The organism is Saccharopolyspora sp. NPDC049357 (genome assembly GCF_040677225.1).
Lineage (GTDB): Bacteria > Actinomycetota > Actinomycetes > Mycobacteriales > Pseudonocardiaceae > Saccharopolyspora.
In genome coordinates this window covers 1-25,325 of the sequence record NZ_JBFAQJ010000010.1, presented here as the reverse complement: position 1 = coordinate 25,325, position 25,325 = coordinate 1, and the positions used below count along the sequence as shown (strand labels likewise).

Genomic DNA, 25,325 nt, shown 5'->3' with positions numbered 1-25,325 from the left:
CCGTTTCGGGAGCGGGTGCGCGGGTGCCGCCGCGGGGTGAGGGGCGAGGCGGCACCCGCACCCCGGGATCAGAGGCGTTCGATGATGGTGCCGGTGGAGAGGGCTCCTCCGGCGCACATGGTGACCAGTGCCGTGGTGCCGTCGCTGCGTTCGAGCTCGTGGAGGGCCGAGGTGAGCAGGCGGGCGCCGGTGCTGCCGACCGGGTGGCCCAGCGCGATGGCGCCGCCGTTGACGTTGACGCGGTCCAGGTCCGGTCCGTGGACGCCGGCCCAGGACAGCACGACCGAGGCGAACGCCTCGTTGACCTCGAAGACGTCGATGTCGCCGATCTTCATGCCGCTGCGGCTGAGCACCCGCTCGGTGGCCTGCACCGGGCCGTCCAGGTGGTAGTAGGGCTCGGCGCCCACCAGGCACTGCGAGACGATCCGGGCGCGGGGACGCAGCCCCAGGGCCCGGGCGCGGTCGGAGTCCATCAGCAGCAGGGCCGCCGCGCCGTCGGAGATCTGCGAGGAGCTGCCCGCGGTGTGCAGCCCGTCGTCGAGGACGGGCTTGAGCCCGCCGAGGGCGTCGAGGCTGGTCTCGCGCAGCCCCTGATCGCGGGTGACCTCGTCGTCGCCGACGCGGACCGGGACGATCTCCCGGTCGAACCGCCCTTCCCGCCACGCCAGCTGAGCCCGTTCCTGCGATCGGGCGCCGAACCGGTCCAAATCGTCGCGTGTGAGGCCGCGACGTGCCGCGATGCGGTCGGCGGCCAGGAACTGGTTGGGCAGGTCGATGTCCCACGAGTCGGGCTTCGGACGTCCCACGTCGGTGCCGATGTTGCTGCCCAGCGGCACTCGCGTCATCGCCTCCACGCCGCAGGAGATGCCGATCTCGATGGCGCCGGTGGCGATGAGCCCGGCGATGAGGTGGGTGGCCTGCTGCGCCGATCCGCACTGCGCGTCGATCGAGGTCGCGCCGGTTCCCTGCGGGAGTCCGGCGTGCAGCCAGGCGGTCCGGGTGACGTTGCCCGCCTGCTCTCCCGCCTGGGTGACGCAGCCGCCGATGACCTGTTCCACCGACGCCGGGTCGACGCCCGCGCGGTCGAGCAGGCCGCGCTGTGCGGCGCCGAGGATCTCCGAGGCGTGCAGCCCGGACAGCCAGCCCTTGCGCTTGCCGATCGGCGTGCGCACCGCCTCCACGATCACCGGAGTGCCCACCTGAATCTCCTCTCACCGCGATCACTGCCCACTCAAATCTAGAACATGTTATCTCCATCCGCCATGGTGCTGTCGCGCGCCAAACGATCTTTCCCTTTGGTTGTAGGATTCATGTGCGGTGAAAGGGGTTTACCGAACCCGTATCTTGTGGTTCGCTTCACATAGAACTCGTTTCAGTTCGTGCAGCGCAGGAGGTAGCCGTGGTAGCACCGAGCCTTCCGGAAGGCTTCGACTTCACCGACCCCGACCTCTACTCCGAGCGGGTGCCGCTGGAGGAATTCGCGGAGCTCCGGCGTACCGCGCCCATCTGGTGGAACAAGCAACCGTTCCGGAAATCGGGATTCGACGACGAGGGGTACTGGGTCGTCACCCGGCACGCCGACGTCAAGGAGATCTCCCGGCGCAGCGACGTGTTCTCGACGTACGAGAACACCGCGATCATCCGGTTCAACGAGGAGATGAGCCGCGAGCAGATCGAGATGCAGCGGTTCGTCATGCTCAACATCGACCCGCCGGAGCACACCAAGGTGCGGCGCCTGGTGGCGCGCGGCTTCACGCCGCGCGCCGTCAACAGCCTCAAGGAGGTGCTGCACCAGCGGGCGGAGGCGATCGCCTCCGGCGCCCTGGAGTCCGGCACGGGTGACTTCGTCACCGACATCGCCTGCGAACTGCCGCTTCAGGCCATCGCGGAGCTGCTGGGCGTGCCGCAGGACCACCGCAAGGACATCTTCGACTGGTCCAACCAGATGGTCGCCTACGACGACCCCGAGTACGACATCGATCCGGAGACCGCCGCGGCGGAGATGCTCGGCTACTTCATGGGCGTGGCCGACCAGAAGCGCAAGTGCCCGATGGACGACATCGTCACCAAGCTGGTGGAAGCCGACGTCGACGGCAGCGCGCTCAGCGACGACGAGTTCGGCTTCTTCACGATCCTGCTGGCGGTGGCGGGCAACGAGACCACGCGCAACGCGATCAGCCACGGCATGCACGCCTTCATGCAGAACCCGGACCAGTGGGAGCTGTACAAGCGCGAGCGCCCGGAGACCACCGCCGACGAGATCGTCCGCTGGGCCACCCCGGTGGTGTCCTTCCAGCGCACCGCGATGGCCGACACCGAGCTGTCGGGGGTGCAGATCAAGAAGGGCGAGCGGGTCGGGATGTTCTACAGCTCGGCCAACTTCGACCCCGAGGTCTTCGACCAGCCCGAGAAGTTCGACATCACCCGCGATCCGAACCCGCACGTCGGCTTCGGCGGCACCGGCGCGCACTACTGCCTGGGCGCGAGCCTGGCGCGGCTGGAGATGGACCTGATCTTCAACGCCATCGCCGACCACATGCCCGACATCCGGCAGCTCGAAGAGCCCCGCCGGCTCCGCTCCGGCTGGCTCAACGGCATCAAGGAGTACCGGGTCCAGTACCGGTGACCCGATGGCGCTCCCGGGAGGTCTCGGGGGCGCCACCGGGCGGTTCTGGTCCGAACCGACCGGGCGAATCAGACATCGATCACGGACGGTTCGGACCAAGACCACCCCCGCGCACGACGACGGCGCCGCTCCCCGCGGGGAACGGCGCCGTCATCGCGCGGGTGCTAGTGCAGCGTGGCCACCGCGCGGTCGAACTCCCAGAACGCCCTGAGCGCCTGGATGCGGCCCTCGTCGTCGACGCGGTAGGAGAAGACGCCTTCGGCGTCCATCGCCGAGCCGTCCGGCAGGTGGGTGGTGATCTTGCCGGTGTTGGCGACCTCGTTGCCGCAGGCGAAGGAGTCGTCGATGTGGAACTCGATGCGCTCGGCTTGGGCGATCGCGGTCTCCCAGAACGCCGAAATCCCCTCGCGCCCGTGATGCCCCTTTCCGTCGGGGTCGAACACCGACGGTCCCACCGGGTCCTCCACCACCGCGTCGGAGGCGAACAGCGCCAGCCAGTCGTCCTTGGCGCCCCGCGCCACCGCCTCCATCGACGCCAGGGCGGCGTCGCGGGCGGGATGGGCCTCGCGGGTCGCCTTCCAGTGCACTCCGCTCATCTCCGGGCTCCTCAGACGTTCTCGATGACTTCGGCGGCGAACTTGCGGATGGAGTCCTTCTTGGCCTCCAGGGGAGCGTCGAAGCCGTGCCCGTCGAAGATCCACGGCACCACGATCGCGTCCGTGACGCCCACCTCGGCCTGCTCGCGGTAGCCGTCGACGCCGAACCGGTCGATGCACACCGCCTGGACCTCGAAGGGCGCGTCGGCCCGGTCGTAGGAGGCGCGCAACTCGCCGAGCTTGTCGATGGTCTCGCGCAGCTCGGACAGCTTCATCATCGCCGAGGCCCAGCCGTCGCCCACCCGCGCGGCGCGCTTGAGCGCCGGCTCGGTGTGCCCGCCGACGTAGATCGGCATCGGCTCGGACGGGGCGGGGGAGATCTGCAGCTTGTCGAAGTCGAAGAACTTCCCGTGGTGCTCGACCATTCCGCCGCCGAGGATCAGCCGGATGATCTCGATCATCTCGTCGACCCGCGCTCCGCGCTTGGCGTACGGCGCGCCGCACCACTCGAACTCCTCCGGTGCCCAGCCGAGTCCGAGCCCGAGGCCGAAGCGATCACCGGTCATCGACGCGACGGAGGCCAGCTGCCGGGCCAGCAGCACGGGATTGCGCGGGCCGAGCTTGAGCACCGAGGTGTAGAACCGCAGTCGCGAGGTCGCCGCGCCCATCGCCGCGGTGGCGATCAGCGGATCCACCCACGGCGTCTCGGCGTCCCACATCCGGGACCCGTCGGGCGTGTAGGGGTACTCGGCGGAGACCTGCTCGGAGTAGAACAGCGAGTCCGGCAGCGCGATCGAGGTGAACCCGCACTCCTCGGCGGTGCGCGCGAGCTCGGTCAGCTGGTCCAGCGGCGTCATCGCCACCGACATCGTGAACTTCACTTCAGGCTCCCGGCTTGTTCGATCCGACGACCCACATGGAGAAGTACTGCGAGCCGCCGCCGTAGGCGTGGCCCAGCGCGACCCGGGCACCGTCGACCTGGTTCTCCCCGGAATCACCGGTGACCTGCCGCGCTGCCTCGGCGAAGCGCAGCAGCCCGGAGGCGCCGATCGGGTTCGACGAGAGCACGCCGCCGGAGGGGTTGACCGGCAACCGTCCGCCGATCGCGGTCTCCCCGGCCTCGGTGAGCTTCCATCCCTGGCCCTCGGCGGCGAAACCGAGGTTCTCCAGCCACATCGGCTCGAACCAGGAGAACGGCACGTAGATCTCGGCGGCGTCCACTTCGGACAGAGGGTCGGTGATCCCGGCCTGCTTCCACAACGCCGCCGCCGCGTCCCTGCCCGCCTGCGGGTTGACCTGGTCGCGGCCGGCGTAGGTGGTCGGCTCGGTGCGCATCGCGGTGGCGTGGATCCACGCCGCTTTGCGGCCGTTCGCGCTGGCCTCGTCGCCGATGACCACCGCGCACGCCCCGTCGGAGGACGGGCAGGTCTCGTCGTAGCGGATCGGGTCCCACAGCATCTGCGAGGACATCACCGAATCCACCGTGATGTCGGGCTGCTTCAAGTGCGCGTACGGGTTCCGGGCACCGTTGCGCCGGTCCTTGGCCGCCACCATCGCCCCGGTGTGCGTCGGCGCCCCGGAGCGGCGGATGTAGGAGCGCACGTGCGGCGCGAAGTACCCGCCCGCGCCCGCGCCCACCGGCATGTTGAACGGAGGAACGATCGACAGCGCCCACATCGCGTTGGACTCGGACTGCTTCTCGAACGCCACCGCCAGCACGCGCTTGTGCACGCCGCCCTGCACCAGGCTCGCCGCCACGTTGCCGGTGGATCCGCCCACCGATCCCGCGGTGTGCACCCGCAGCATCGGTTTCCCGGTCGCGCCCAGCGCGTCGGCCAGGTGCAGCTCGGGCATCATCACGCCCTCGAACAGGTCCGGTGCCTTGCCGACCACCACCGCGTCGATGTCCGTCCAGTCCACTCCCGCGTCGGCCATCGCGCGGTCCACCGCCTCGCGGCACATCCCGGCCATCGAGACGTCCAGCCGCTTGCTGGTGTGGTGGGTCTGGCCGGTCCCCAGCACGGCCGCCAACTGCTTGCCCATCAGCCTCGTCCCTCCATCACGCACACCAGGTTCTGCTGCAGCGCGGGGCCGCTGGTGGCGTGCGCCAGCACCTTTCCGGCCCTGCCCTCGAAGACCTGCGTGGCCGCTTCACCGATGCGCGACAGCCCGGCCGCGAACATCGGGTTCCCGCACAGCGCCCCGCCCGAGGGGTTGACCGCGACCGACTCGCCCAGCCCGAGCGCCCTGCGCAGCACGATCTCCTGGTGGGTGAAGGGCGCGTGCAGCTCGGCGATCTCGACCCCGTCGGTGCCCAGCGCGGTGCCCGCGGCCTCGGTGGACACCGAACGCCGCAGGTCGCGGGCGCCGAGGCTGCCGGACTCGATGCGGTGCTGGATCCCGCCGATGTAGGCGGGCCGCTCGCGGATCTCCCTGGCGCGCTCGGCGGAGGCCAGCACGACCACCGACGCGCCGTCGGTGATCGGCGCGCAGTCGTGCGCGCGCAGCGGATCGGCGAGGTAGGGCTCGGTCAGCAGCTCCTGCGGGTCGAACGCCCCGGAGATCTGCGCGCTCGGGTTCCCCTTGGCGGAAGCGCGGTTTCGCGCCGCCACCTCGGCCATGTCCTGCTCGGTGTAGTCCCCGGCGTCGAGGCCCATCCGGGCCTGCAGACCGGCGATGCTCACCGAGTCCGGCCACAGCGGAGCGACCGAGTAGGGGTCGAGCTGCAGGGCCAGCGTGCGGCGCAGGTTCCCGGACGAGGACTTGCCGAAGCCGTAGACCAGCGCGGTGTCCACCTCGCCGGTCTGGATCTTCACCCACGCCTCGAAAAGCGCCCAGGCGGCGTCCATCTCGACGTGCGACTCGTTGATCGGCGGAACCGCGCCGATCGCGTCGATCGCGGCGATGAACGAGAAGGCTCGTCCGGCGAGGTAGTCCGACGACCCCGAGCACCAGAAACCGATGTCGGACTTCGACAGCCCGGTCTGGGCGAAGATCTCCTGGAAGATGGGGACCAGCATCTCGACACCGTTCGTGGTGCCGTTGGTGGCGCGCACGTTCGGTGCCTGTGCGAAGCCGACGACGGCGACGTCAGTCATTCCAGCTCCTTCACAGGTGGTGGGCGTAGGTTTCGAACGCCGCGTCCGGTTCCCCGGTCGGTTCGAAGTGGTCGATGTTCTCCAGCGTGTGGGCCCACTGGTCGCGGGATTTCCACGACGCCTTGACCCGCATGCCCATCCGCACCTGATCGGCCTCGCAGCCCAGCACCAGGTGGAGGAAGGCGATGTCGGCGCCGTCCAGCAGGATGTAGGCGCCGACGTACGGGGGTTTGATGCGCTGGCCCAGGAAGGGGACGTTGACGATGCAGAACGTCGTCACGATCCCGGTGTCGGGCAGCTCCACCTCCTCGACCGTGGGCACGCCGTCGGTGGGGCAGGCGCCGCGCGGCGGGATGTAGACCTTCGCGCAGGCGGGGCAGCGCTGACCCAGCAGCCGTCCCTCGACGAGCCCTTCCAGGTAGCGGCTCTCCTCGGGGGAGGCGGAGTGCATGTAGTCGAGGTTCACCGGCGAGGTCATCATCGTCACCGGATCACCGCCGACCGGTTCCGGCTGCTCGGTGGAGCCCGCGGGCTCGAAGCAGGCGATGTCGCGAATCCCGTTGCCGCGCTCGGCCGCCCAGCGGACCTGCACGCGCATCCCGGTCGAGATCGCCTCGGGGCCGGGCACGTCCACGGCGTGCAGCAGCGGGGTGTCCGCGCCGTCGAGGCGCACCAACGCCCAGGCGAACGCGCGCTCCAGCGGCTGGCCGGGCAGCGGTTCGGGCATCCAGGTCCAGCTCACCACCGTGCCCTGGCTGCCGACTTCGACGAAGTCGTCCAGCGGGGCGGCGGTGTCCGGGTCGTGTTCGATGGGTGGCACGTGCACCCTGCCGTCGCTGCCGCGCACGCCGACGATGCCGCCATCGCGCAGCGACGTGGCGAATCGGCCGTGCACGGTCCCGAGCGAACGGGTGTAGTCGAAGCCGATGTTGAGCGGGGCGCTGAGCGGTTCGGAGATCCCAGTCACAACCCGAAGTGAAACATGTTCTCGCCATCCCGGCAATATCCGGTGCAGTATGGGCAGGGTCCGCGGGCGGCCGGGAAAGGGAGGTTCACAAGTGAAAGTAGGACTGCAACTCGGGTACTGGGGTGCCGCTCCACCGCAGAACGCCCAAGAACTCGTTCTCGAAGCCGATCGGGTCGGATTCGACGCCGTCTTCGCCGCCGAGTCGTGGGGTTCGGACGCCTTCACACCGCTGGCCTGGTGGGGCTCGGACACGCGCGAGGTCCGGCTGGGCACGTCGGTCGCCCAGATGTCGGCGCGCTCGCCGGCCTCCTGTGCGATGCACGCGCTGACCCTCGACCACCTCTCCGGCGGTCGCGCGATCCTCGGCCTGGGCGTTTCGGGGCCGCAGGTGGTGGAGGGGTGGTACGGCCAGCCCTTCGCCAAGCCGCTGGCCCGGACCAGGGAGTACGTCTCGATCGTGCGGCAGGTTCTGGCGCGCGAGGCGCCCATTCGCAACGACGGACCGCACCACCGGCTGCCCTACGACGGCCCCGGTTCGCTGGGGCTGGGCAAGCCGCTCAAGCCGATCACCCACCCGCTGCGCGCGGACCTCCCGATCTGGCTGGGCGCCGAGGGGCCGAAGAACGTCGCGCAGACCGCCGAGATCGCCGATGGCTGGATCGCGGTCTACTACTCGCCCCGCGTCGGCGCGATGTACGAGGAGTGGCTCGCCGAGGGCTTCGCGCGCGAGGGTGCTCGCCGCACCCGCGAGGAGTTCGAGGTCGCCGCGACCTGCCAGGTCGTGGTCACCGACGACCCGGAGGCCGAGCGCGCCAAGCTCAAACCGTCGGTGGCGCTCTACCTCGGCGGGATGGGCGCACCGGGGATGAACTTCCACGCCGAGCTTTTCCGCCGGATGGGTTACGACGAGGCGGTTTCCGACATCGAGCGGCTCTTCGCCGCAGGTCGCCGCGAGGAGGCGGTGGCGGCGGTGCCGGACGAGGCGGTCGACGACGTGGCCATCATCGGCGACCGCGAGCACGTCCGGGGCCGGATCGCGGTGTGGGAGAAGGCCGGCGTGGACGTGCTGCTGGTCGGCTGCCGCGACGTCGAGCACGTCCGGTCGGTCGCCGACGTGGTCCGGAACTGAAATCTGTTCTCGGTTGAAGTGGGGTGCGGGCCGGATTGTTCTCAGTCGGTTCGGTCCGCGACCTTGCTCGATAACTGCAACACGTTCTAGGTTTGTTCGGCTGGGGAAAGCTCTCGCCGTCGACAGGAGTCCGCCGTGGCCGACATAGGACTGTGGAACATCGCCGACCAGCAGCCGAACCGCACGGCCGTGGTCTCGCCGGACGGTGGCTCGGTGACCTACGCCGAGCTCGCCGCCGCCGCCGACCGGTACGGCCGCGGTCTGCAGAGCATGGGTCTGGAACCGGGCGACAGCATCGTGCTGATGCTGCCCAACGGCGCGGATCTGCTGGCCGCGTACTTCGCCGCGATCCAGACCGGCTTGTACGTGGTGACCGTGAACTGGCACCTGGTCGGTGCCGAGGTCGCCTACATCGTCGAGGACAGCGGTGCCAAGGCGTTCATCGCGCACGAGCGATTCGCCGACGCGGCCTCCGACGCCGCCGCGCGCAGCGGTCTGCCCAGCGCGGCGCGCTTCGCCGTCGGTGAGGTGCCGGGGTTCCAGCCGCTGGCGAACCTCGGTGCGGAGGAGCCCGCCAGGCGGCCCGACGTGCGCACCACGGGTTCGCCGATGCTCTACACCTCCGGAACCACCGGCCGCCCCAAGGGCGTGCGCAGGCCGCTGAGCGGCGCCGACCCGGACGACGTCCCGGCCGCCAACGCGTGGTTCTTCGGGGTGTTCGGGCTCAAGCCCTTCGACGACCACGTGCACCTGTGCGGATCGCCGCTGTACCACACGGCGGTGCTCAACTTCGTGAGCATCTCCATCCAGTTCGGGCACACGGCGGTGCTGATGGACCGCTGGGGTGCGGAGGAGATGCTGCGGCTGATCGAGGAGCACCGCGTCACGCACAGCCACATGGTTCCCACCCAGTTCCACCGGCTGCTGGCGCTGCCGGAGGACACCCGCGAGCGCTACGACGTGTCCTCGCTGCGCACCATGATCCACGGGGCCGCTCCGTGCCCTCAGGAGGTCAAGCGCGCGATGCTGGACTGGTGGGGTCCGGTGGTCGTGGAGTACTACGCGGCCACCGAGGGCGGCGGCACGACGATCATGGCCGACGAGTGGCTGCGCAAGCCCGGCTCGGTGGGCAAGCCGTGGCCGGGTTCGGTGGTCAGCGTGCTCGGCGACGACGGCGAGCAGCTGCCGGCCGGTGAGATCGGCACCGTCTACATGCAGATGGGCGGCTCGACCTTCGAGTACCACAACGACAAGAAGAAGACCCAGGAAGCTCGGGTGGGCGACCTGTTCACACTGGGCGACGTCGGCTACCTCGACGCCGACGGCTACCTCTACCTGTGCGACCGGCGCAACGACATGATCATCTCGGGTGGCGTGAACATCTACCCGGCGGAGATCGAGAACGCGCTGTCGGTGCACGACAAGGTCGCCGACGTGGCGGTGTTCGGCGTGCCGCACGACGACTGGGGCGAGGAGGTCAAGGCCGTCGTCCAGCCCGCGGAGGGCGTCGCCGCGGGCGATGAGCTGTCCGCGGAGCTGCTGGCCTACGCGAAGGAGCGGCTGGCCAAGTTCAAGGTCCCGCGCAGCATCGACTACATCGATGAGCTGCCGCGCGACCCCAACGGCAAGCTCTACAAGCGCAAGCTGCGCGATCCGTACTGGGAAGGCCGCGAGAAGGCCATCTGACCTGCGGTGATCGGTGGGCGACCGCGTGCGGTGGCAGGAGTGTTCCGCCGCACGCGGTTTCGTGCTGCCCATCGGGGACGTTCATGACGGACCGCCCGTTTCGCGGTAGCACTTCCGCCCCCTTGTCATCGGCGATAACACGTTCTACTTTTTTCGAGTGGCACTCAACATCGCAGATCTCTTCGAGCACGCAGTCGACATGGTCCCTGAGCGCGTCGCAGTGGTCTGCGGCGAGCGCCAGGTGACGTTCGCGGAACTGGAGCAGCGGTCCAACCAGCTGGCGCACCACCTCGCCGCCAAGGGCGTCGGGCCGGGCGCGCACATCGGCGTGTACTCCAGGAACTCGATCGAAGCGCTGGAGGCGATGCTCGCGGCGTACAAGCTGCGGGCGGTCGCGATCAACGTGAACTACCGCTACGTGCCCGCCGAGCTGCAGTACATCTTCGACAACGCGGACATGGTCGCGCTGATCCACGAACGGCGCTACAGCGACCACGTCACCGAGGTGCTTCCGCAGGTACCGGCGTTGAATCACGTTCTAGTGATCGAGGACGGTTCGGACGCCGACCACACCCGCTACGGCGGCGTGGAGTACGAGGCGGCGCTCGCCGCCCAGCGCGCCGACCGCGACTTCGCCGAGCGCAGCTCCGACGACCTCTACCTGCTCTACACCGGTGGCACCACCGGCATGCCCAAGGGGGTCATGTGGCGCCAGGAGGACGTCTGGCGCGTCCTCGGCGGCGGCATCGACTTCATGACCGGCGAATACGTCAAGGACGAGTGGGAACTCGCCCGCACCGGCGCGGAAACCGGTGGCCTGGTGCGGCTCCCGGCCGCCCCGTTCATCCACGGCGCGGCGCAGTGGGCCACCTTCGGCAACCTCTTCGCCTGCGCCACCACGGTTTTCGTCCCCGAGTTCGATCCGCACGAGGTGTGGCGGGCCGTGGAGCGGAACAAGGTCAACGTGCTGGCCATCGTCGGAGACGCGATGGCGCGGCCGATGATCGAGGCGCTCAACGAGGGCGACTACGACGCATCCTCGGTGGTCGCGATCTCGTCCACGGCCGCGCTGTTCTCCACCTCGGTCAAGCACCAGTACCTCGACGCGCTGCCCAACGTCGTGATCACCGACGCGATCGGCTCCTCGGAGACCGGCTTCGGCGGCATCGGCATCGTCACCAAGGACGGCGTGCAGTCCGAAGGCCCTCGTGTCACCGCCGACCGGAAGCTCATCGTCATCGACGACGACAACCGGCCGCTGGAACCGGGAACGGGGCAGATCGGCTGGCTGGCCAAGACCGGCCACGTGCCGCTGGGCTACTACAAGGACCCGGAGAAGTCCGCCTCGGTGTTCGTCGAGGTCGACGGCACGCGCTACGTCGTCCCGGGGGACCACGCGCGGCTGGAGGCCGACGGCACGGTCACGTTGCTGGGTCGCGGCAACATGTCCATCAACACCGGTGGCGAGAAGGTCTTCCCCGAAGAGGTCGAGAGCGCGCTGAAGTCGCACCCCGACGTCTTCGACGTGCTGGTGGTCGGTGTACCCGACGAGCGCATGGGCCAGCGGGTCGCCGCGCTCGTGCAGCCGCGCGCCGGTGCCGCGCCCGGCCTGGCGGAACTCGACGCCCACGCGCGCCAGGTCATCGCCGGCTACAAGGTGCCGCGCAGCCTGTGGCTGGTCGAGCAGATCACCCGTTCGCCCAGCGGGAAACCCGACTACCCGTGGGCGCGCAAGCACACCGAGACCCACGAACCCACGGAAGTCAACCAGCCCTCGCGGAAATCCGCCGCGCGCTGAGAGGAACGTAGATGCGCACATCGCTTTGCGACACGCTCGGGATCGAGCATCCCATCGTCGCGTTCACCCCGTCCGAGCACGTCGCGGCCGCCGTCAGCAAGGCCGGTGGACTCGGCGTGCTGGGGTGCGTGCGGTTCAACGACCCCGACGAGCTCGACCGCGTCCTGGACTGGATGGACCAGAACACCGGCGGCAAGCCCTACGGCGTCGACGTCGTCATGCCGGCCAAGGTGCCCACCGAGGGCACCCAGGTCGACCTGGACTCGCTGATCCCGCCCGAGCACCGCGAGTTCGTCAACCGGACCCTCGATGAGCTCGGCGTCCCGGAACTGCCCGAGGACGAGAAGGAACGCGGCGGGGTGCTGGGCTGGCTGCACTCGGTGGCCCGCTCGCACGTCGACGTCGCGCTGCGGCACCCGATCTCGCTGATCGCCAACGCGCTGGGTTCGCCGCCGGTGGACATCATCGAGCAGGCCCACTCCCACGACGTCCTGGTGGCGGCGCTGGCGGGCAAGGCCGAGCACGCCCAGCGGCACGTCGACAACGGGGTGGACATCGTCGTCGCCCAAGGCCACGAGGCCGGCGGGCACACCGGTGAGATCGCCACGATGGTGCTGGTGCCGGAGATCGTCGACGCGATCGGCGGCCGCGCCCCGGTGCTGGCCGCGGGCGGCATCGGCACCGGGCGCCAGATCGCCGCGGCGCTCGCGCTGGGTGCCTCCGGGGCGTGGATGGGGTCCTACTGGCTCACCACGGCCGAGTACGGCATGACCATGGGCGACTCGGTGACCCAGGAGGCGCTGCTGGCGGCGGACTCCAGCGACACCGTCCGCTCCCGCATCTACACCGGCAAGCCCGCCCGGCTGCTCAAGACCAAGTGGACCGAGGCGTGGGCGGCCCCGGACGCCCCGCAGCCGTTGCCGATGCCGCTGCAGAACATCCTCGTCAGCGACGCCCACCAGCGCATGATGCGAGCCAGCGACCCGCAGGCGGTCTCCATGCCGGTCGGCCAGATCGTCGGCCGCATGAACGAGATCCGCCCGGTCGCCGACGTCTTCAACGACCTCCTCCGCGAAGTGGAGGAGACCTTCACCCGCCTCGACAAACTCCGCTGACCCCAACCACGCTGACGCACCACGACGAGGCCCTCTCCCCCAGGGGAGAGGGCCTCGCCGAACGTCCACCCTCACCCGGATGATCCCCGAACGCCGTTGATCCCAACTTCACCCGAACTCCGAGCCCAAACCCCCGATTCAAATTTCGCGCGAAATTCAAATAGGGCACCCTGACCAGGGCATAACACGCCCGCGCGTGGTGGCGATTCGAATTTCGCGCGAAATTGGAGTCCCGAAGCTCGCGTTCGAATTTCGCGCGAAGTTCGAATGGGTCGCCCGGTCGGGTGGTCAGGAAGTGGGAGCCACGGTGGTGGCTTGTTGGCGGGCCCAGCGGTAGTCGGCTTTGCCGCTGGGGGAGCGTTGGATCTGCGGGACTCGAATGATGGCCTTGGGCAGCTTGTAGCGGGCCACGTGGTGGGCGGCCTCGGTGAGCAGGTCCTCGTCCGAGGCCTCGTGGTCGTCCAGGAGTTCCACGACGGCCACGACCTCGCTGCCCCAGCGTTCCGAGGGGCGTCCGGTGACGACGACGTCGGCGATGGCCGGGTGGGCGGCGATGGCGCGTTCGACCTCCTCGACGAAGATCTTCTCCCCGCCGGAGTTGATGGTGATGCTCTGCCGCCCGAGCAGCTCGATCCGGCCGTCCTCCAGGCGGATCGCGCGATCCCCGGGGACGCTGAAGCGCCGGCCGTCGATGACCGGGAACGTGCGGGCGGTCTTGTCGGCGTCGCCGAGGTAGCCCAGCGGCACCAGGCCCTGACGGGCGAGCCAGCCCTGGCCCTCGCCGGGGGAGAGCTCGCGGGTGAGGTCGTCGTCGAGGACCGTGGTGTCGCCGTCCGGGGTGAAAACCCCCGTCTCGGTGCCGTTCCCGTCGGCGACCTGGCTCATCTGGATGCCGGTCTCCGACGATCCGACGGTGTCGACGAACAGCACGTTCGGCAGCTGCGCCTGCAACCGCGCGCGCACCGTCGGGGTCAGCGGAGCTCCGCCGTTCTGCACCGCGAACACGCCGGAGAGGTCGTAGTCGCCGCGTTCCAGCTCGGTGACCATCGGCCGGGCCATCGCATCGCCGACGACCGGGACGCTGACCACCCGCTCCCGCTGCACGGTGCGCAGGACGTCCGGCCAGTCCAGGGTTCTCGCGTCGGTGGGCAGCACGATCGCACCGCCCTGGGTGATCATGTGGAAGGTCGACCACTGCGCGGCACCGTGCATGAACGGCGCGGTCATGATCAGCCGCATCCCGCCGCCGCCCTGCCTGGCGGTCTCGGCGATCTGCTCGTAGGAGCGGTAGGGCTCGGAGCTGCCGAACGGCGTGCCGCCCATCGCACCGACGTAGGCGTCGTGCTGCCGCCACATCACGCCCTTGGGCATCCCGGTGGTGCCACCGGTGTAGAGCAGGTACAGGTCGTCGCCGCAGGGCTGCGGCAGCACATCGGGAGCCGGGGTGTCCACGATGGACTCGTACGGCACGGCGCCCGGCAGCAGCGGGTGGCCGCTGTCGTCGTCGACCTGGATCAGCAGCCGCACGCCAGGTAACCGGTCCCGGATCTCGGCGACCTGCGGCGCGAACGCGGAGTGGAACACCAACGCCTCGGCGCCTGCGTCCTGGAACAGGTAAAGCAGTTCCTCGGCCACGTACCGGTAGTTGACGTTGAACGGCACCGCGCGGGCGCGCAGCGCGCCGATGAGCGCCTCCAGGTACTCGTTGCCGTTGTGCAGGTAGAGACCGACGTGGTGCTGCCCGGACTCGTGCCCGGGCAGCCGTTCGCGCGGGGTGTGGCAGCCGAAGCCCTGCCGGGTCAGGTAGTGCGCGACCCCGTCGACGCGCGCGTTGAGACCGGCGTAGCTGAACCGCTGCTCGCCCCGGACCAGGACCTCCTGGTCCGGGACCGCCTCGGCGACGGTCTGGAAGACCGCGGACAGGGTGAAGCTCGTTGCCGTCATCTGGAGCTCCTCACCGAACAGGCATGATCGGAATGGACTTTCGTGGCTGGAAGGTGAAGTTCGACCCGGTGCTGATCCGGGTCACGGCCACCTCGTCGAACTCCCCGGCGGGTTCTTCGCCGGAGATGACGCGCGCCGTCCAGGAGTCCTCGGTGCCCTCGACCACCACGTCCAGCCGGGGGTCGACCGCGCGCACCACGGCCTGCAGCGGGGCGGTGGAACCGGGCCCGCACAACGAGATCCACGCGCCGTCGGCGTGCGCCGGGCCGGGCCGCACGGTGATCGACTCGGAGTCCGGGGACGCCACGACGTAGGTCGCCGGGTTGAGCAGCGGGTGCAGCTCCAGCACCCGCAACGCGCCCTCGACACCACCGGGCAGGTCCAGCGCTCGGTGGATCCGTTCGGCGGCGAGCCCGGCGATGCCCACCAGCTGCTTGGTGCAGATCTCCCGCGGATCGGCGGTCCGTCTCGCCACGGCGCGGACGAAACCGAGGTTGAGCAGGTGCATCTGCAGGCACACCTCGTCGGCCATGCGCACCAGCGCCGAGGTGCTGAAATCGGCGAAGTCCAGGTCGCTGAGCAGCGGCCCGGTGTAGTCACCGCGCCCGTCCTCGGCCGGGTCGATGGCGGACAGCTCCAGGTTCGCGGCCCGGGATTCCCGCAGTGCCAGGCAGTCCTGGCTGGGGGAGACCGGCGGGTGCGCGTCGTCGATGATCACCGTCCACGCGCAGTGCGGTTGCCGGTCGGCGGGTTTCCGGGGCGGCCGGTGCAGCGGCCGGACCTGCGCTTTCGGGTTGGTGGCCACGGCCGTGGCGTCGAAGGTGGGGTCTTCGATGTCGTGGCACATCGCGCGCACGTAGCGCTCGCCCATCGGCTCGACGTCCATCAGCGCACCGCAGTGGTCGAGCTGGAACTCGCCGTGCCACGGGTCGTGCACGGTGTAGCGGAAGTCCATGAACTGGGGCGGAGCACCGATGTCGAGCTGCAGCCCCTTGAAGATGGTGACCACGTCGTCGCCGGAGTAGTCCAGGGCCCGCTGCATCCGGCGGGTGTAGATCGGGCTGGCCGCCATCCACTCCTCGATGGCGATCCGGGTCATCTCCTCGCGGCCGAACGACGAGATGCACCAGGCCATGGCAGAACGGTCGATCAACTGCCCGGCCAGCAGCAGTTCCGGCAGCAGCGCGGCCAGCCGGGGTCGGGTCAGCGTTGCGTAGCGACTCTGCATACGTGCACCTCGCGCCAGTGCGGGGACGTTTGACTCTGCAACGACGGATGTCGTCATGCCGGTGCTGCTGAACCGATCACGAGGGGCGCTCGGACGAGACGCCCCTCGTGATCGGTTCACTTGCCCTGGAAGTCGGGCTTGCGCTTCTCCGCGAAGGCCTTCGGGCCCTCCTTGGCGTCCTCGCTCATGAAGACGCCGATGCCGTGCTGGGCCTCGATGGCGAAGGCTTCCTCCTCGGGGATCGCCTCGGTCTCCCGGATGGTGCGCAGGATCGCCTGCACGGCCAGCGGACCGTTGGCGGCGATCATCTCGCCCAGTTCGAGCGCCTTGTCCAACGCCGTTCCGTCCGGCACGACGTGGCCGATCAGGCCGAGCTCCTTGGCCTCGGGCGCCTTGATGTGGCGTCCGGTCAGCAGCAGGTCGGCGGCCACCGTGTAGGGGATCTGGCGCGTCAGCCGCACGGCCGAGCCGCCCAGGGGGAACAGGCCCCAGCGCGGTTCGGAGACGCCGAAGCGCGCGCTCTCGCCGGCCACGCGGATGTCGGTGGCCTGCAGGATCTCGGTGCCGCCCGCGATGGCGGGGCCCTCCACCGCGGCGATCAGCGGTTTCGTCAGCCGTCGGCCCTTGAGCAGGCCTTCGATCTTGGCCGGGTTGAACGAGCCCTGCGCGTGCTGGTCACCGGGGTGGTTGTTGCTCATGCTCTTGAGGTCCGCACCGGCGCAGAAGGCGCCGCCCGCACCGGTGAGCACGCAGGCCCGGATCGACGGGTCGTGGTCGACCCGGTCCCACGCCTCGATCATGATCTTGATCATCTCGCCGGACAGCGCGTTCTTGGCGCTCGGGCGGTTCATGGTCACCACCAGAACGCCCCCGCGCTGTTCCACGAGGCAATGCGGCTGCTCGGTCTCCGTCGCGGTCATCCCGCCTCCTTACGGGGCGGTCCTCGCCGGAACCGCCCGTGATCAACAACCCTTGTGTCCGGTCAGTTCTCGGCCTTGGCCACGAGGTCCAAGGCGGCCACGTAGCCGAAGGTCATGGCCGGGCCGATCGTCGCTCCGGCTCCCGCGTAGGTGGAGCCCATCACCGCCGCGCTCGCGTTCCCCGCCGCGTAGAGACCGGGAACGGTCGAGCCGTCCTCCCGCAGCACCCGGGCGCGGGCGTCGGTGCGCAACCCGCCCTTCGTGCCCAGGTCCCCGGGCACGATCTTGATCGCGTGGAACGGCGCGACCTCCAGCGGAGCCAGGCTCGGGTTGGGCAACCGCGGGTCGCCGTAGTACCGGTCGTAGGCGCTCTCGCCGCGGCGGAAGTCCTCGTCGGTGCCCTTCTCGGCGAAGCCGTTGAACCGCCGCACGGTCGCGCGCAGCTGGTCGGCAGGCACCTCGATCTTGGCCGCCAGCTCGTCGAGGGTGGGGGCGGTGTGCACGATCCCGGCCTTGTACCAGCGCCCGGGGAAGCGCTGGCGCGGCGGCAGTCCGGCGAAGGTGTAGTTGTTGCGGTAGCGCTGGTCGGCGACCAGCCACGACGGGATGTGCGCCACCCCCGTCTCGTGCCCGCGGTACATCGCGTGCACCGCGTCGACGTACGGCGTCGCCTCGTTGACGTACCGCTGACCTGCGGCGTTGACCAGGATGCAGCCGGGCAGGTTGCGCTCGGACAGGCAGAAGTACGGGCCGCGGGGGAGCGGGATCGACGGGCCCCACCACGCGTCGTCCATCAGGTCCACGTCCGCCCCGAGTCGTTGGCCGGCCTCGATGCCGTCGCCGGTGTTGGACTCGGCGCCGACGGTCCAGTCGGTGCCGATCGGCTCGCGCTGGAACTGCTTGCGCATCCGCTCGTTCTTCTCGAAACCGCCCGCCGCCATGATCACGCCGTACCGGGCGCGGACGAGCACCTCCTCGTCACCGCGCTGCACGCGCACACCGGTGACCGCGCCCTCTTCGACGTGCAGTTCTGTCAGCGGGCTGTTGAGCCACACCGGCACGCCCGCGCGCAGCAGTCCGGCGCGCAGGCCGGCGGCCAGGGCCTGGCCCAGCGCGAGCAGCGGGCGCTTGGTGGCCAGCGAGACCACCCGGCGCAGACCGACCTTGGCCGAGGTGAACATGCCGCGCGGGTGGCGGGCGATGAGGTTCATCCACTTGTACTCGGCCGCGGTGACCGTGATCCCGGCCGGTGCGGGCAGGTACGGGGGTTGCAGGTTGGCCAGCTCGTCGCCGAGCAGCTTGCCGTTGAACGGCTTGGGTTCCAGCGTGCGGCCCTGGGGGACGCCGCCGGGGGTCTCCGGGTAGTAGTCGGAGTAGCCGGGAATCCACTTCAGCTTCAACGGGGTTCGGCGCAGCACCAGCGAGACCATGTCGGGTCCGTGCGACAGCAGCGCTTCGCGCCGGTCAGCGGCGATCTCGTCGCCGATCAGGTGCCGCAGGTAGGTCGCGGCCTTCTCCGGGCCGTCCTCGGGGTTCGCGCGCCGCAGCACCTCGTTGTGCGGGGCCCAGACGGCGCCGCCGGAACGCGCGGTGGAGCCGCCGAAGTAGCGGTCCTTCTCCACGACCAGCACCGACAGCCCCCGGTCGGCCGCCGTGAGCGCGGCGGTCATCCCGGCGGCGCCGGAGCCGACCACGACGACATCGAAGGTCGCTTCTGTCATGGCACCTCCATGTGGGCCTCGCGATACTGAAACAGGTTATAGTTTTGCGAGCTCCGATGCCACGGTTCGACCAAAACTTGGCTACTTCGCCACCGAGTTACACGAAAGAACGCGTTCTGGCGGCTTCCAATTTCGCGCGAAATTCGAGTCCGAAGTCTCGGCGTCGAATTTCGCGCGAAATTCGAAGCCGCCTGGGGCGGGTCAGTCGTAGTCGATCTTGACCTTGGGGGTCCTGGGCAGCGACTGGCAGGCCAGGCGGTAGCCGTCGTCGAGGTCCTCCTGCTCCAAGACCTGGTTGTTGACCATCGTGACCTCGCCCTCGGTCACCCGGCACTCGCAGGCCGCGCAGATGCCTTCTGAGCAGGAGGACGGGGCCTGGATGCCGTTCTCCTTGAGGAGGTCCAGGAGCCGTTTGTCGGCGGGCCAGGTGAAGGTGTGGGCCTCGCCGTCGATCGTCACCTCGACCACCGAGTCCTCCGGCCGGGACTCCTCGGCCGCCGTCTCGGCGGGTGTCGCGTTGTCGAACGGGTTGCCCGCCAGCGAGGCGAAGCGCTCCAGGTGGATCGACTTCTTCGGGAATCCCGCTTCGCGCAGCGCCTTCCGGGTGGCGTCCATGAACGGCTTCGGCCCGCAGATGAACGCGTCGTGCTCCGGGAACGCTCCGGCCAGCGACTGCAACGCGTCCTGGTGCGGTAGCCCCTGCACGGATTCCAGCCAGTGCAGCACGAGCAGGCGTCCGGGGTGCGCGGCGGTGAGCTCGGTGAGCTCGCGGGCGAAGATGACCGACTTCTCGTCGCGGTTGGCGTAGACGAGCACGACCCGGCCGGTCCCGGTGGCCAGAGCCGACTTCAGGATCGACATGATCGGCGTGACGCCGCTGCCCGCCGCGAACAGCAGCAGGTCGTCCTCCAGCGACTTCGGGGTGAACACCCCGGCCGGTTCCAGCACGTCGAGTTCGGTTCCCGCGGCGACGTTGTCGCAGATCCAGTTCGACGCGTACCCGTCTTCGGTGCGCTTGACCGTGACGGCGAGCCGTCCGTCGGTGACCGGTGAGCTCGACAAGGAGTAGGCGCGGGCCACCGAACCGCAGCGGTCGCTGGGGATTCGCAACGTCAGGAACTGGCCCGGCCGGTAGGGCAGCCGGGCGGTGTCGACGTCGAAGACCACTGAGCGGGCGTCGGCCGTCTCCTCGACGACCTCGGCCACCCGAAGCCGGTGGAACTCAGGCATCGCAAGTCTCCTCGCTGGTCAGTAGGTCACCAGGATCGCGCTGGCCTCGGCGGTGGTCTCGCCGTCGGCGACGATCTCGCCGGTGGCGAAGACCTTGCGGCCTTCCTTGCCGGTGAACCGCGCGTTGATGGTCAGCGGCACGCCGTGCGGGGTGCCGCGCCGGTAGTCCACGGTCAGCGACACCGTCATCGCCGGATGGCCGGCCACCGCCACGGCCCGGCCCACGGCGTGGTCGAGCAGCGAGGCCACCCAGCCGCCGTGCACGCGCCCGGGAGGTCCCTCGTAGGCCGCGCCGAGCAGCGCGGACGAGGAGGTCGCTCCGGAATCGTCGATCTCCAGGCCCACCACGGGTGGCGCGAGCGGGTTGCCGGGGCCCTCGACCGGGTTGTGCACGCTGACCTGGTGGCCGTCCAGGTAGGACAGCAGCAGCGGTTTCTCGCGGGTGCGCTCGCGCAGCAGCTCGGTGGCGGCGGCGACGTGCTCGCTGGCGGCGCGCAGGTCCTCGGCTGCGACATCGGTGAACACGCCGGCCTCGACGAGCTCGCGGATCCGCGCGGCCAGCAGGGTCGTCTCGGCCGGGATCTCCGGGAGGACCGGGGCGGGTAACGCCGCCGGTGGGGAGGTCGTGCCTGGTCTCTCGTCGGTCATCCGGTGGTCCCCTCGTGCGCCGAATATCTAGAACATGTTCTATGCCTCGATTATGCTGTGTCAACGGGAGCTTCGCAGGGAGGAGGAAACCGGTTCTATTGGGTGCGGACCTTGTGGGCCGGAAACGTGGACCTTAGTCTTGACACGTGTCTAGAAACCGGATGTGTTGCCGATGAGCGTCTGGACCGACAAGGAGTCGACCCTGCTGGTCGACGGTGAACTCGCCCCCGGATCAGGGCGGCGGTTCGACACCACCAACCCCGCCACCGAAGAGGTGCTCGGCACCGCGGCCAACGCCACCGCCGCCGACATGGACCGCGCGATCCGCGCGGCGCGGCGGGCCTTCGACGAAACCGACTGGTCGCGTGACCTCGACCTGCGCGTGCACTGCCTCGAACAGCTCAGCCGAGCCCTGCGGGAACACGCCGACGAGCTGCGCGAACTCACCATCGCCGAGGCCGGAGCACCGCGCTTCCTCACGCACGGCGCGCAGCTGGACGCGCCGATCGCCGACGTCGCCCACTTCGCCGGTGTCGCGGCCGGGTACGAGTGGACCCGCGACCTCGGCGTCGCCGAACCGATGGGAATGCCCAGCAGGCGCTGGACCCGTCGCGAAGCCGTCGGCGTCGTCGGGGCGATCACGCCGTGGAACTTCCCGCACCAGATCAACCTCGCCAAGCTCGGACCGGCGCTGGCCGCCGGCAACACAGCGGTCCTCAAACCCGCGCCCGACACCCCGTGGTGCGCGGCCGCGGTCGGCGAGATCCTGCTGAACGAGACCGACATCCCGCCCGGCGTGGTCAACATCGTCACCTCCGACGACCACGCCCTGGGCGCGCAGCTGTCCTCCGACGACCGGGTGGACCTGGTGTCGTTCACCGGATCGACCGCCACCGGACGTGCCGTGATGGCGGCCGGTGCTCCCGGGATCAAGCGGACCTTCCTCGAACTGGGCGGGAAATCGGCGTTCGTCGTGCTCGACGACGCCGACCTGGGTGCGGCCTGCGGACTCGCCGCCTTCACCGTCTGCACCCACGCCGGGCAGGGCTGCGCGCTGACCACGCGGTTGCTGGTGCCCCGCGCCCACTACGACGAGGCGGTGCAGCTGACCGCCAAGGCGCTGCGCGGCATCGGGGTCGGGGACCCCGACGATCCCGGAACCGTGTGCGGACCGCTGATCTCCGCGCGCCAGCGCGACCGGGTGGAGAGCTACCTGGCCCTGGCCGCGGACGAAGGCGGCGAGTTCGCCTGCGGCGGTGGTCGTGCCGAGCGCGACCGCGGCTTCTTCGTCGAACCCACGCTGATCACCGGGCTGAGCAACGAATCCAGGGTGGCGCGCGAGGAGATCTTCGGTCCGGTGCTGGTGATCCTGCCGCACGACGGCGACGACGACGCCGTGCGCATCGCCAACGACTCGCCCTACGGGCTCTCCGGCGCGGTGCACGGCCAGGACCTGGAACGGGCGCGCGGAGTGGCCGCGCGCATCCGCACCGGGACGGTCAGCGTCAACGGCGGCGTCTGGTACGGCGCGGACGCCCCGTTCGGCGGCTACAAGCAGTCGGGCATCGGCCGCGAGATGGGCGTTGCCGGGTTCGAGGAGTACCTGGAGACGAAGCTGGTCGCCGAACCGGCCTAGGCGAGGAGTTGTTCGGCGTCGAAAGGTCCCGCTACCCGCACCGCCGAGCAACTCGATTCCTGAACAACGACCAGGAGGACGCGATGGGGCGTTTCGAAGGCAAGGTCGCGGTGGTCACCGGGGCCGCGCAGGGCATCGGTGAGGCGTACGCGCGAGCGCTGGCGGCGGAGGGGGCGAGCGTCGTGGTCGCCGACCTCAACACGGCTTCCGGTGAGAAGGTCGCCGCGGAGATCAACGCCGACGGGGGCACCGCCGCGTTCGTGGAGGTCGACGTCTCCTCGCCGGAGTCCACCGCCGCGATGGCGGCCTTCGCCGTCGAGCGGTTCGGCGGCATCGACCACCTGGTGAACAACGCCGCCATCTACGGCGGCATGAGGCTGGACCTGTTGTGCACGGTGGACTGGGACTACTACAAGAAGTTCCTCAGCGTGAACATGGACGGCGCGCTGCTGTGCACCAGGGCGTGCGTGCCGCACATGCAGGAACGCGGCGGAGGTTCCATCGTCAACCAGTCCTCCACGGCCGCCTGGGTCTACTCCGGCTTCTACGGGCTGGCCAAGGTCGCGGTCAACGGGCTCACCCAGCAGCTCGCGCACGAGATCGGCGGCATGGGAGTGCGGATCAACGCCATCGCGCCCGGCCCGATCGACACCGAGGCCACCCGGGGGACCACCCCGCCGGAGATGGTCAAGGCGATCGTCAAGGGCATGGCGCTCAAGCGCATGGGGCACCCCGAGGACCTGGTGGGGATGTGCCTGTTCCTGCTGTCGGAGGAAGCGGGCTGGGTCACCGGGCAGATCTTCAACGTCGACGGCGGGCAGGTGATCCGCTCGTGAGCGCGGTCGGATTCATCGGGCTCGGGCAGATCGGTGCTCCGATGGCCCGCAAGCTGCTGACCTGGCCGGACGGGCTCGTCGTCCACGACGTCCGCCCGGAGGTCGTCGCGAAGTTCGTCGAAGGCGGTGCGCGAGCGGCGACCTCCCCGAAGGAGGTGGCCCGCCAGGCCGACGTCATCTCGGTGATGGTGCGCGACGACGCGCAGGTCGAGGAGGTGGTGTGCGGCCCGGACGGGCTGCTCGCCGGGGCCGCCGAGGGGACGGTCCTGGCCATCCACTCCACGATCGGCGAGGACACCGCGCCCCGGCTCGCGGAACTGGCCGCGCTGCACCGGGTGTCGGTGGTGGACGCGCCGGTGAGCGGCGGTGCGGTCGGTGCCGACCGGGCGGACCTCGCCGTCATGGTCGGCGGCTCGGAGGACGCGTTCAACCGCTGCGCAGACGTTTTCGAGCACTGGGCCGGACTCGTCGTGCACGCCGGCGAGGTCGGCGCGGGAACCCGCTGCAAGCTGGCCCGCAACCTGCTGCACTTCGTGGCGTTCACCGCCGCCGCGGAGGCCCAGCGGCTCGCCGAGGCATCCGGCATCGACCTGCGCGAGCTCGGCGAGATCGTGCGGCACACCGACGCCATCACCGGCGGGCCCGGGGCGATCATGCTGCGCGATGACACCGCGCAGCTGGACCCGTCGGACAACTGGTACCCGATCTTGCGCAACGTCAGCGAACTCGGCGAGAAGGACCTCGCGCTGGCCCTGCGACTCGGTGAGCGGCTCGGCGTCGAGCTGCCGCTGGGGCAGCGGGCGCTGCGCGACCTGGCGGTCGGTCTCGGCGTGGCGAAGGAGGACGCATGAGCGACGAGCAGCGACAACGCGGCCTGGCCAAGATGGGCGAGGTCTACGGCTGGGAGGTCTCCGACGGGCCCGGCGACTTCTTCGCCGTCACCGTCGACCACCTCTTCGCCGAGATCTGGTCCCGGCCCGGGCTGAGCCTGCGCGATCGGCGGTTGCTGCTGCTGGGGGCGCTGGCCGCTCAGGGGCTCGACGACGTCGCCGACATCCAGGTGCGGGCGGCGCTGGGCAACGAGGAGCTGGACGCCGAGCAGCTGCGCGAGATCGGGTTGTTCATGACGCACTACGTCGGCTGGCCGCTGGGCACGAAGTTCACCATGCGCATCGAGAAGATCCTCGGCGAAAAGGACCACTGATGAAGTACGGCATCGTGCAGTTCACCAGCGACCGCGGTCTCGCACCCGCCGTGGCCGCGAAAGCCGCTGAAGAGGCGGGTTTCGACTCCTTCTGGGTGCCCGAGCACACCCACATCCCGGTCAAGCGCGAAGCCGCGCACCCGGGTACCGGCACCGGGGAGCTCCCCGACGACCGCTACCTGCGGACGCTGGACCCGTGGGTGGCGCTGTCGATGGTCGCGGCGGTGACCTCGCGGATCCGGCTCGCCACCGCCGTGGCGCTGCCGGTGGAGCACGACCCGATCACCCTCGCCAAGACCATCGCGACGCTGGATCACCTCTCCGGCGGGCGGGTGAGCCTGGGGGCGGGGTTCGGCTGGAACATCGACGAGTTGACCCACCACGGCGTGCCCAAGGCCAAGCGCCGCACCGTGCTGCGCGAGTACCTGGAGGCGATGGAGCAGCTGTGGTCCCGGCAGGAAGCCGAATACCACGGTGAGCACGTCGATTTCGGTCCCAGCTGGGCTTGGCCCAAGCCGGTCCAGCAGCCGCGGCCGCCTGTCCTCATCGGTGCCGGCGGCACGGAGAAGACCTTCGGCTGGATCGCCCGCTCCGCCGACGGCTGGATCACTACTCCGACCGAGGGCGAGATCGACGACAAGGTCGCCCTCCTCCGGCGCACCTGGAAGGAAGCCGGTCGCGAGGGCGAGCCCCAGATCGTGGCGCTGTCGGGCAAGCCCGACTTCGACGCGCTGGCCCGCTGGGAGCAGCTCGGCGTCACGGAAGTCCTCTTCGGGTTCCCGGAGAAGGGCGAGCAGTGGGTCGCGGAGTACTTCCAGCGCCTCGCAGGCAAGCTCGGAATCACCCGGTAGGACTAGTTTTTTCGAATTTCGCGCACGGCCTGCTGCGCAGCGGCGAGCGAGGCCGTGGCCGGTAAGGCGGTGGTGGCGAGCAAACCCGTGGC

22 protein-coding genes are annotated in these 25,325 nt (G+C 69.8%); 10 read left to right on the top strand and 12 right to left on the bottom strand.

Annotation, left to right across the window (positions count from 1 at the left end; all coding sequences use genetic code 11):
- Positions 1-68: 68 nt before the first annotated feature.
- Positions 69-1,199 carry a steroid 3-ketoacyl-CoA thiolase gene (locus AB0J91_RS10910; RefSeq protein ID WP_363866576.1) on the bottom strand — a complete coding sequence of 377 codons (1,131 nt, stop codon included), beginning with the start codon at positions 1,197-1,199 and terminating at the stop codon, positions 69-71.
- Positions 1,200-1,399: 200 nt separating this feature from the next.
- Between AB0J91_RS10910 and AB0J91_RS10905 the strand changes: the two genes are divergently transcribed.
- Positions 1,400-2,626: a cytochrome P450 gene (locus AB0J91_RS10905; protein ID WP_363866573.1), complete on the top strand. Its 1,227-nt coding sequence runs from the start codon at positions 1,400-1,402 to the stop codon at positions 2,624-2,626.
- A gap of 164 nt (positions 2,627-2,790) precedes the next feature.
- Here the strand turns inward: AB0J91_RS10905 and AB0J91_RS10900 are convergent, their stop codons facing one another.
- From AB0J91_RS10900 to AB0J91_RS10880, 5 genes are read right to left on the bottom strand one after another with little or no spacing between them, the layout of a single operon-like run.
- Positions 2,791-3,222, bottom strand: a complete 432-nt coding sequence (locus AB0J91_RS10900) for a nuclear transport factor 2 family protein (protein ID WP_363866570.1) — start codon at positions 3,220-3,222, stop codon at positions 2,791-2,793.
- An 11-nt stretch (positions 3,223-3,233) separates the two neighbouring features.
- Positions 3,234-4,103, bottom strand: coding sequence for a TIGR03619 family F420-dependent LLM class oxidoreductase (locus AB0J91_RS10895; RefSeq protein WP_363866568.1), 870 nt, complete (start codon positions 4,101-4,103; stop codon positions 3,234-3,236).
- A 1-nt stretch (position 4,104) separates the two neighbouring features.
- On the bottom strand, positions 4,105-5,265 hold the full coding sequence (locus tag AB0J91_RS10890; protein ID WP_363793056.1) for a thiolase domain-containing protein: 1,161 nt from the start codon (positions 5,263-5,265) through the stop codon (positions 4,105-4,107).
- A complete protein-coding gene (locus tag AB0J91_RS10885; RefSeq protein WP_363866565.1) occupies positions 5,265-6,320 on the bottom strand; it encodes a thiolase domain-containing protein in 1,056 nt (351 codons plus the stop codon). Before AB0J91_RS10885 ends, AB0J91_RS10890 begins: the two co-directional genes overlap by 1 nt.
- Positions 6,321-6,330: 10 nt before the next feature.
- The gene (locus AB0J91_RS10880; protein ID WP_363866916.1) at positions 6,331-7,278 is read right to left on the bottom strand and encodes an OB-fold domain-containing protein; all 948 of its coding nucleotides are present in this window, start codon (positions 7,276-7,278) and stop codon (positions 6,331-6,333) included.
- A gap of 100 nt (positions 7,279-7,378) precedes the next feature.
- Between AB0J91_RS10880 and AB0J91_RS10875 the strand changes: the two genes are divergently transcribed.
- From AB0J91_RS10875 to AB0J91_RS10860, 4 genes are all read left to right on the top strand, one after another.
- Complete coding sequence (locus AB0J91_RS10875; RefSeq protein ID WP_363866562.1) at positions 7,379-8,416, top strand: LLM class F420-dependent oxidoreductase; 1,038 nt, start codon at positions 7,379-7,381, stop codon at positions 8,414-8,416.
- Positions 8,417-8,551: 135 nt separating this feature from the next.
- Positions 8,552-10,102 carry an acyl-CoA synthetase gene (locus AB0J91_RS10870; protein ID WP_363866559.1) on the top strand — a complete coding sequence of 517 codons (1,551 nt, stop codon included), beginning with the start codon at positions 8,552-8,554 and terminating at the stop codon, positions 10,100-10,102.
- Positions 10,103-10,259: 157 nt separating this feature from the next.
- Positions 10,260-11,900: an acyl-CoA synthetase gene (locus tag AB0J91_RS10865; RefSeq protein ID WP_363866556.1), complete on the top strand. Its 1,641-nt coding sequence runs from the start codon at positions 10,260-10,262 to the stop codon at positions 11,898-11,900.
- Positions 11,901-11,911: 11 nt separating this feature from the next.
- A complete protein-coding gene (locus AB0J91_RS10860) occupies positions 11,912-13,015 on the top strand; it encodes a nitronate monooxygenase family protein (protein WP_363793066.1) in 1,104 nt (367 codons plus the stop codon).
- Positions 13,016-13,303: 288 nt separating this feature from the next.
- On the opposite strand, the gene AB0J91_RS10855 is transcribed toward AB0J91_RS10860, so the two are convergent.
- The 6 genes from AB0J91_RS10855 to AB0J91_RS10830 form a co-directional block, all read right to left on the bottom strand.
- Positions 13,304-14,959, bottom strand: a complete 1,656-nt coding sequence (locus AB0J91_RS10855; RefSeq protein WP_363866553.1) for an acyl-CoA synthetase — start codon at positions 14,957-14,959, stop codon at positions 13,304-13,306.
- 10 nt (positions 14,960-14,969) lie between these two features.
- Positions 14,970-16,187 (bottom strand): hypothetical protein, encoded by a 1,218-nt coding sequence (locus AB0J91_RS10850; RefSeq protein ID WP_363866550.1) that lies wholly within the window; start codon positions 16,185-16,187, stop codon positions 14,970-14,972.
- A gap of 116 nt (positions 16,188-16,303) precedes the next feature.
- Positions 16,304-17,107 carry a crotonase/enoyl-CoA hydratase family protein gene (locus AB0J91_RS10845; RefSeq protein WP_363793072.1) on the bottom strand — a complete coding sequence of 268 codons (804 nt, stop codon included), beginning with the start codon at positions 17,105-17,107 and terminating at the stop codon, positions 16,304-16,306.
- A gap of 62 nt (positions 17,108-17,169) precedes the next feature.
- A complete protein-coding gene (gene kstD / locus AB0J91_RS10840; RefSeq protein WP_363866547.1) occupies positions 17,170-18,828 on the bottom strand; it encodes a 3-oxosteroid 1-dehydrogenase in 1,659 nt (552 codons plus the stop codon).
- 201 nt (positions 18,829-19,029) lie between these two features.
- A complete protein-coding gene (locus AB0J91_RS10835; RefSeq protein ID WP_363866544.1) occupies positions 19,030-20,058 on the bottom strand; it encodes a ferredoxin--NADP reductase in 1,029 nt (342 codons plus the stop codon).
- A gap of 18 nt (positions 20,059-20,076) precedes the next feature.
- On the bottom strand, positions 20,077-20,706 hold the full coding sequence (locus AB0J91_RS10830) for a PaaI family thioesterase (RefSeq protein ID WP_363866541.1): 630 nt from the start codon (positions 20,704-20,706) through the stop codon (positions 20,077-20,079).
- Between the two features lie 172 nt (positions 20,707-20,878).
- On the opposite strand from AB0J91_RS10830, the gene AB0J91_RS10825 reads away from it, so the two are divergent.
- From AB0J91_RS10825 to AB0J91_RS10805, 5 genes are all read left to right on the top strand, one after another.
- Positions 20,879-22,342 (top strand): aldehyde dehydrogenase, encoded by a 1,464-nt coding sequence (locus AB0J91_RS10825; RefSeq protein WP_363866538.1) that lies wholly within the window; start codon positions 20,879-20,881, stop codon positions 22,340-22,342.
- Between the two features lie 83 nt (positions 22,343-22,425).
- On the top strand, positions 22,426-23,178 hold the full coding sequence (locus AB0J91_RS10820; protein ID WP_363866535.1) for an SDR family oxidoreductase: 753 nt from the start codon (positions 22,426-22,428) through the stop codon (positions 23,176-23,178).
- On the top strand, positions 23,175-24,029 hold the full coding sequence (locus AB0J91_RS10815; protein WP_363866533.1) for an NAD(P)-dependent oxidoreductase: 855 nt from the start codon (positions 23,175-23,177) through the stop codon (positions 24,027-24,029). The genes AB0J91_RS10820 and AB0J91_RS10815 overlap by 4 nt, the downstream gene beginning before the upstream one ends.
- Positions 24,026-24,382, top strand: coding sequence for a carboxymuconolactone decarboxylase family protein (locus tag AB0J91_RS10810; protein WP_363793086.1), 357 nt, complete (start codon positions 24,026-24,028; stop codon positions 24,380-24,382). Before AB0J91_RS10815 ends, AB0J91_RS10810 begins: the two co-directional genes overlap by 4 nt.
- On the top strand, positions 24,382-25,233 hold the full coding sequence (locus AB0J91_RS10805) for an LLM class F420-dependent oxidoreductase (RefSeq protein WP_363866530.1): 852 nt from the start codon (positions 24,382-24,384) through the stop codon (positions 25,231-25,233). Before AB0J91_RS10810 ends, AB0J91_RS10805 begins: the two co-directional genes overlap by 1 nt.
- Positions 25,234-25,325 lie beyond the last annotated feature (92 nt).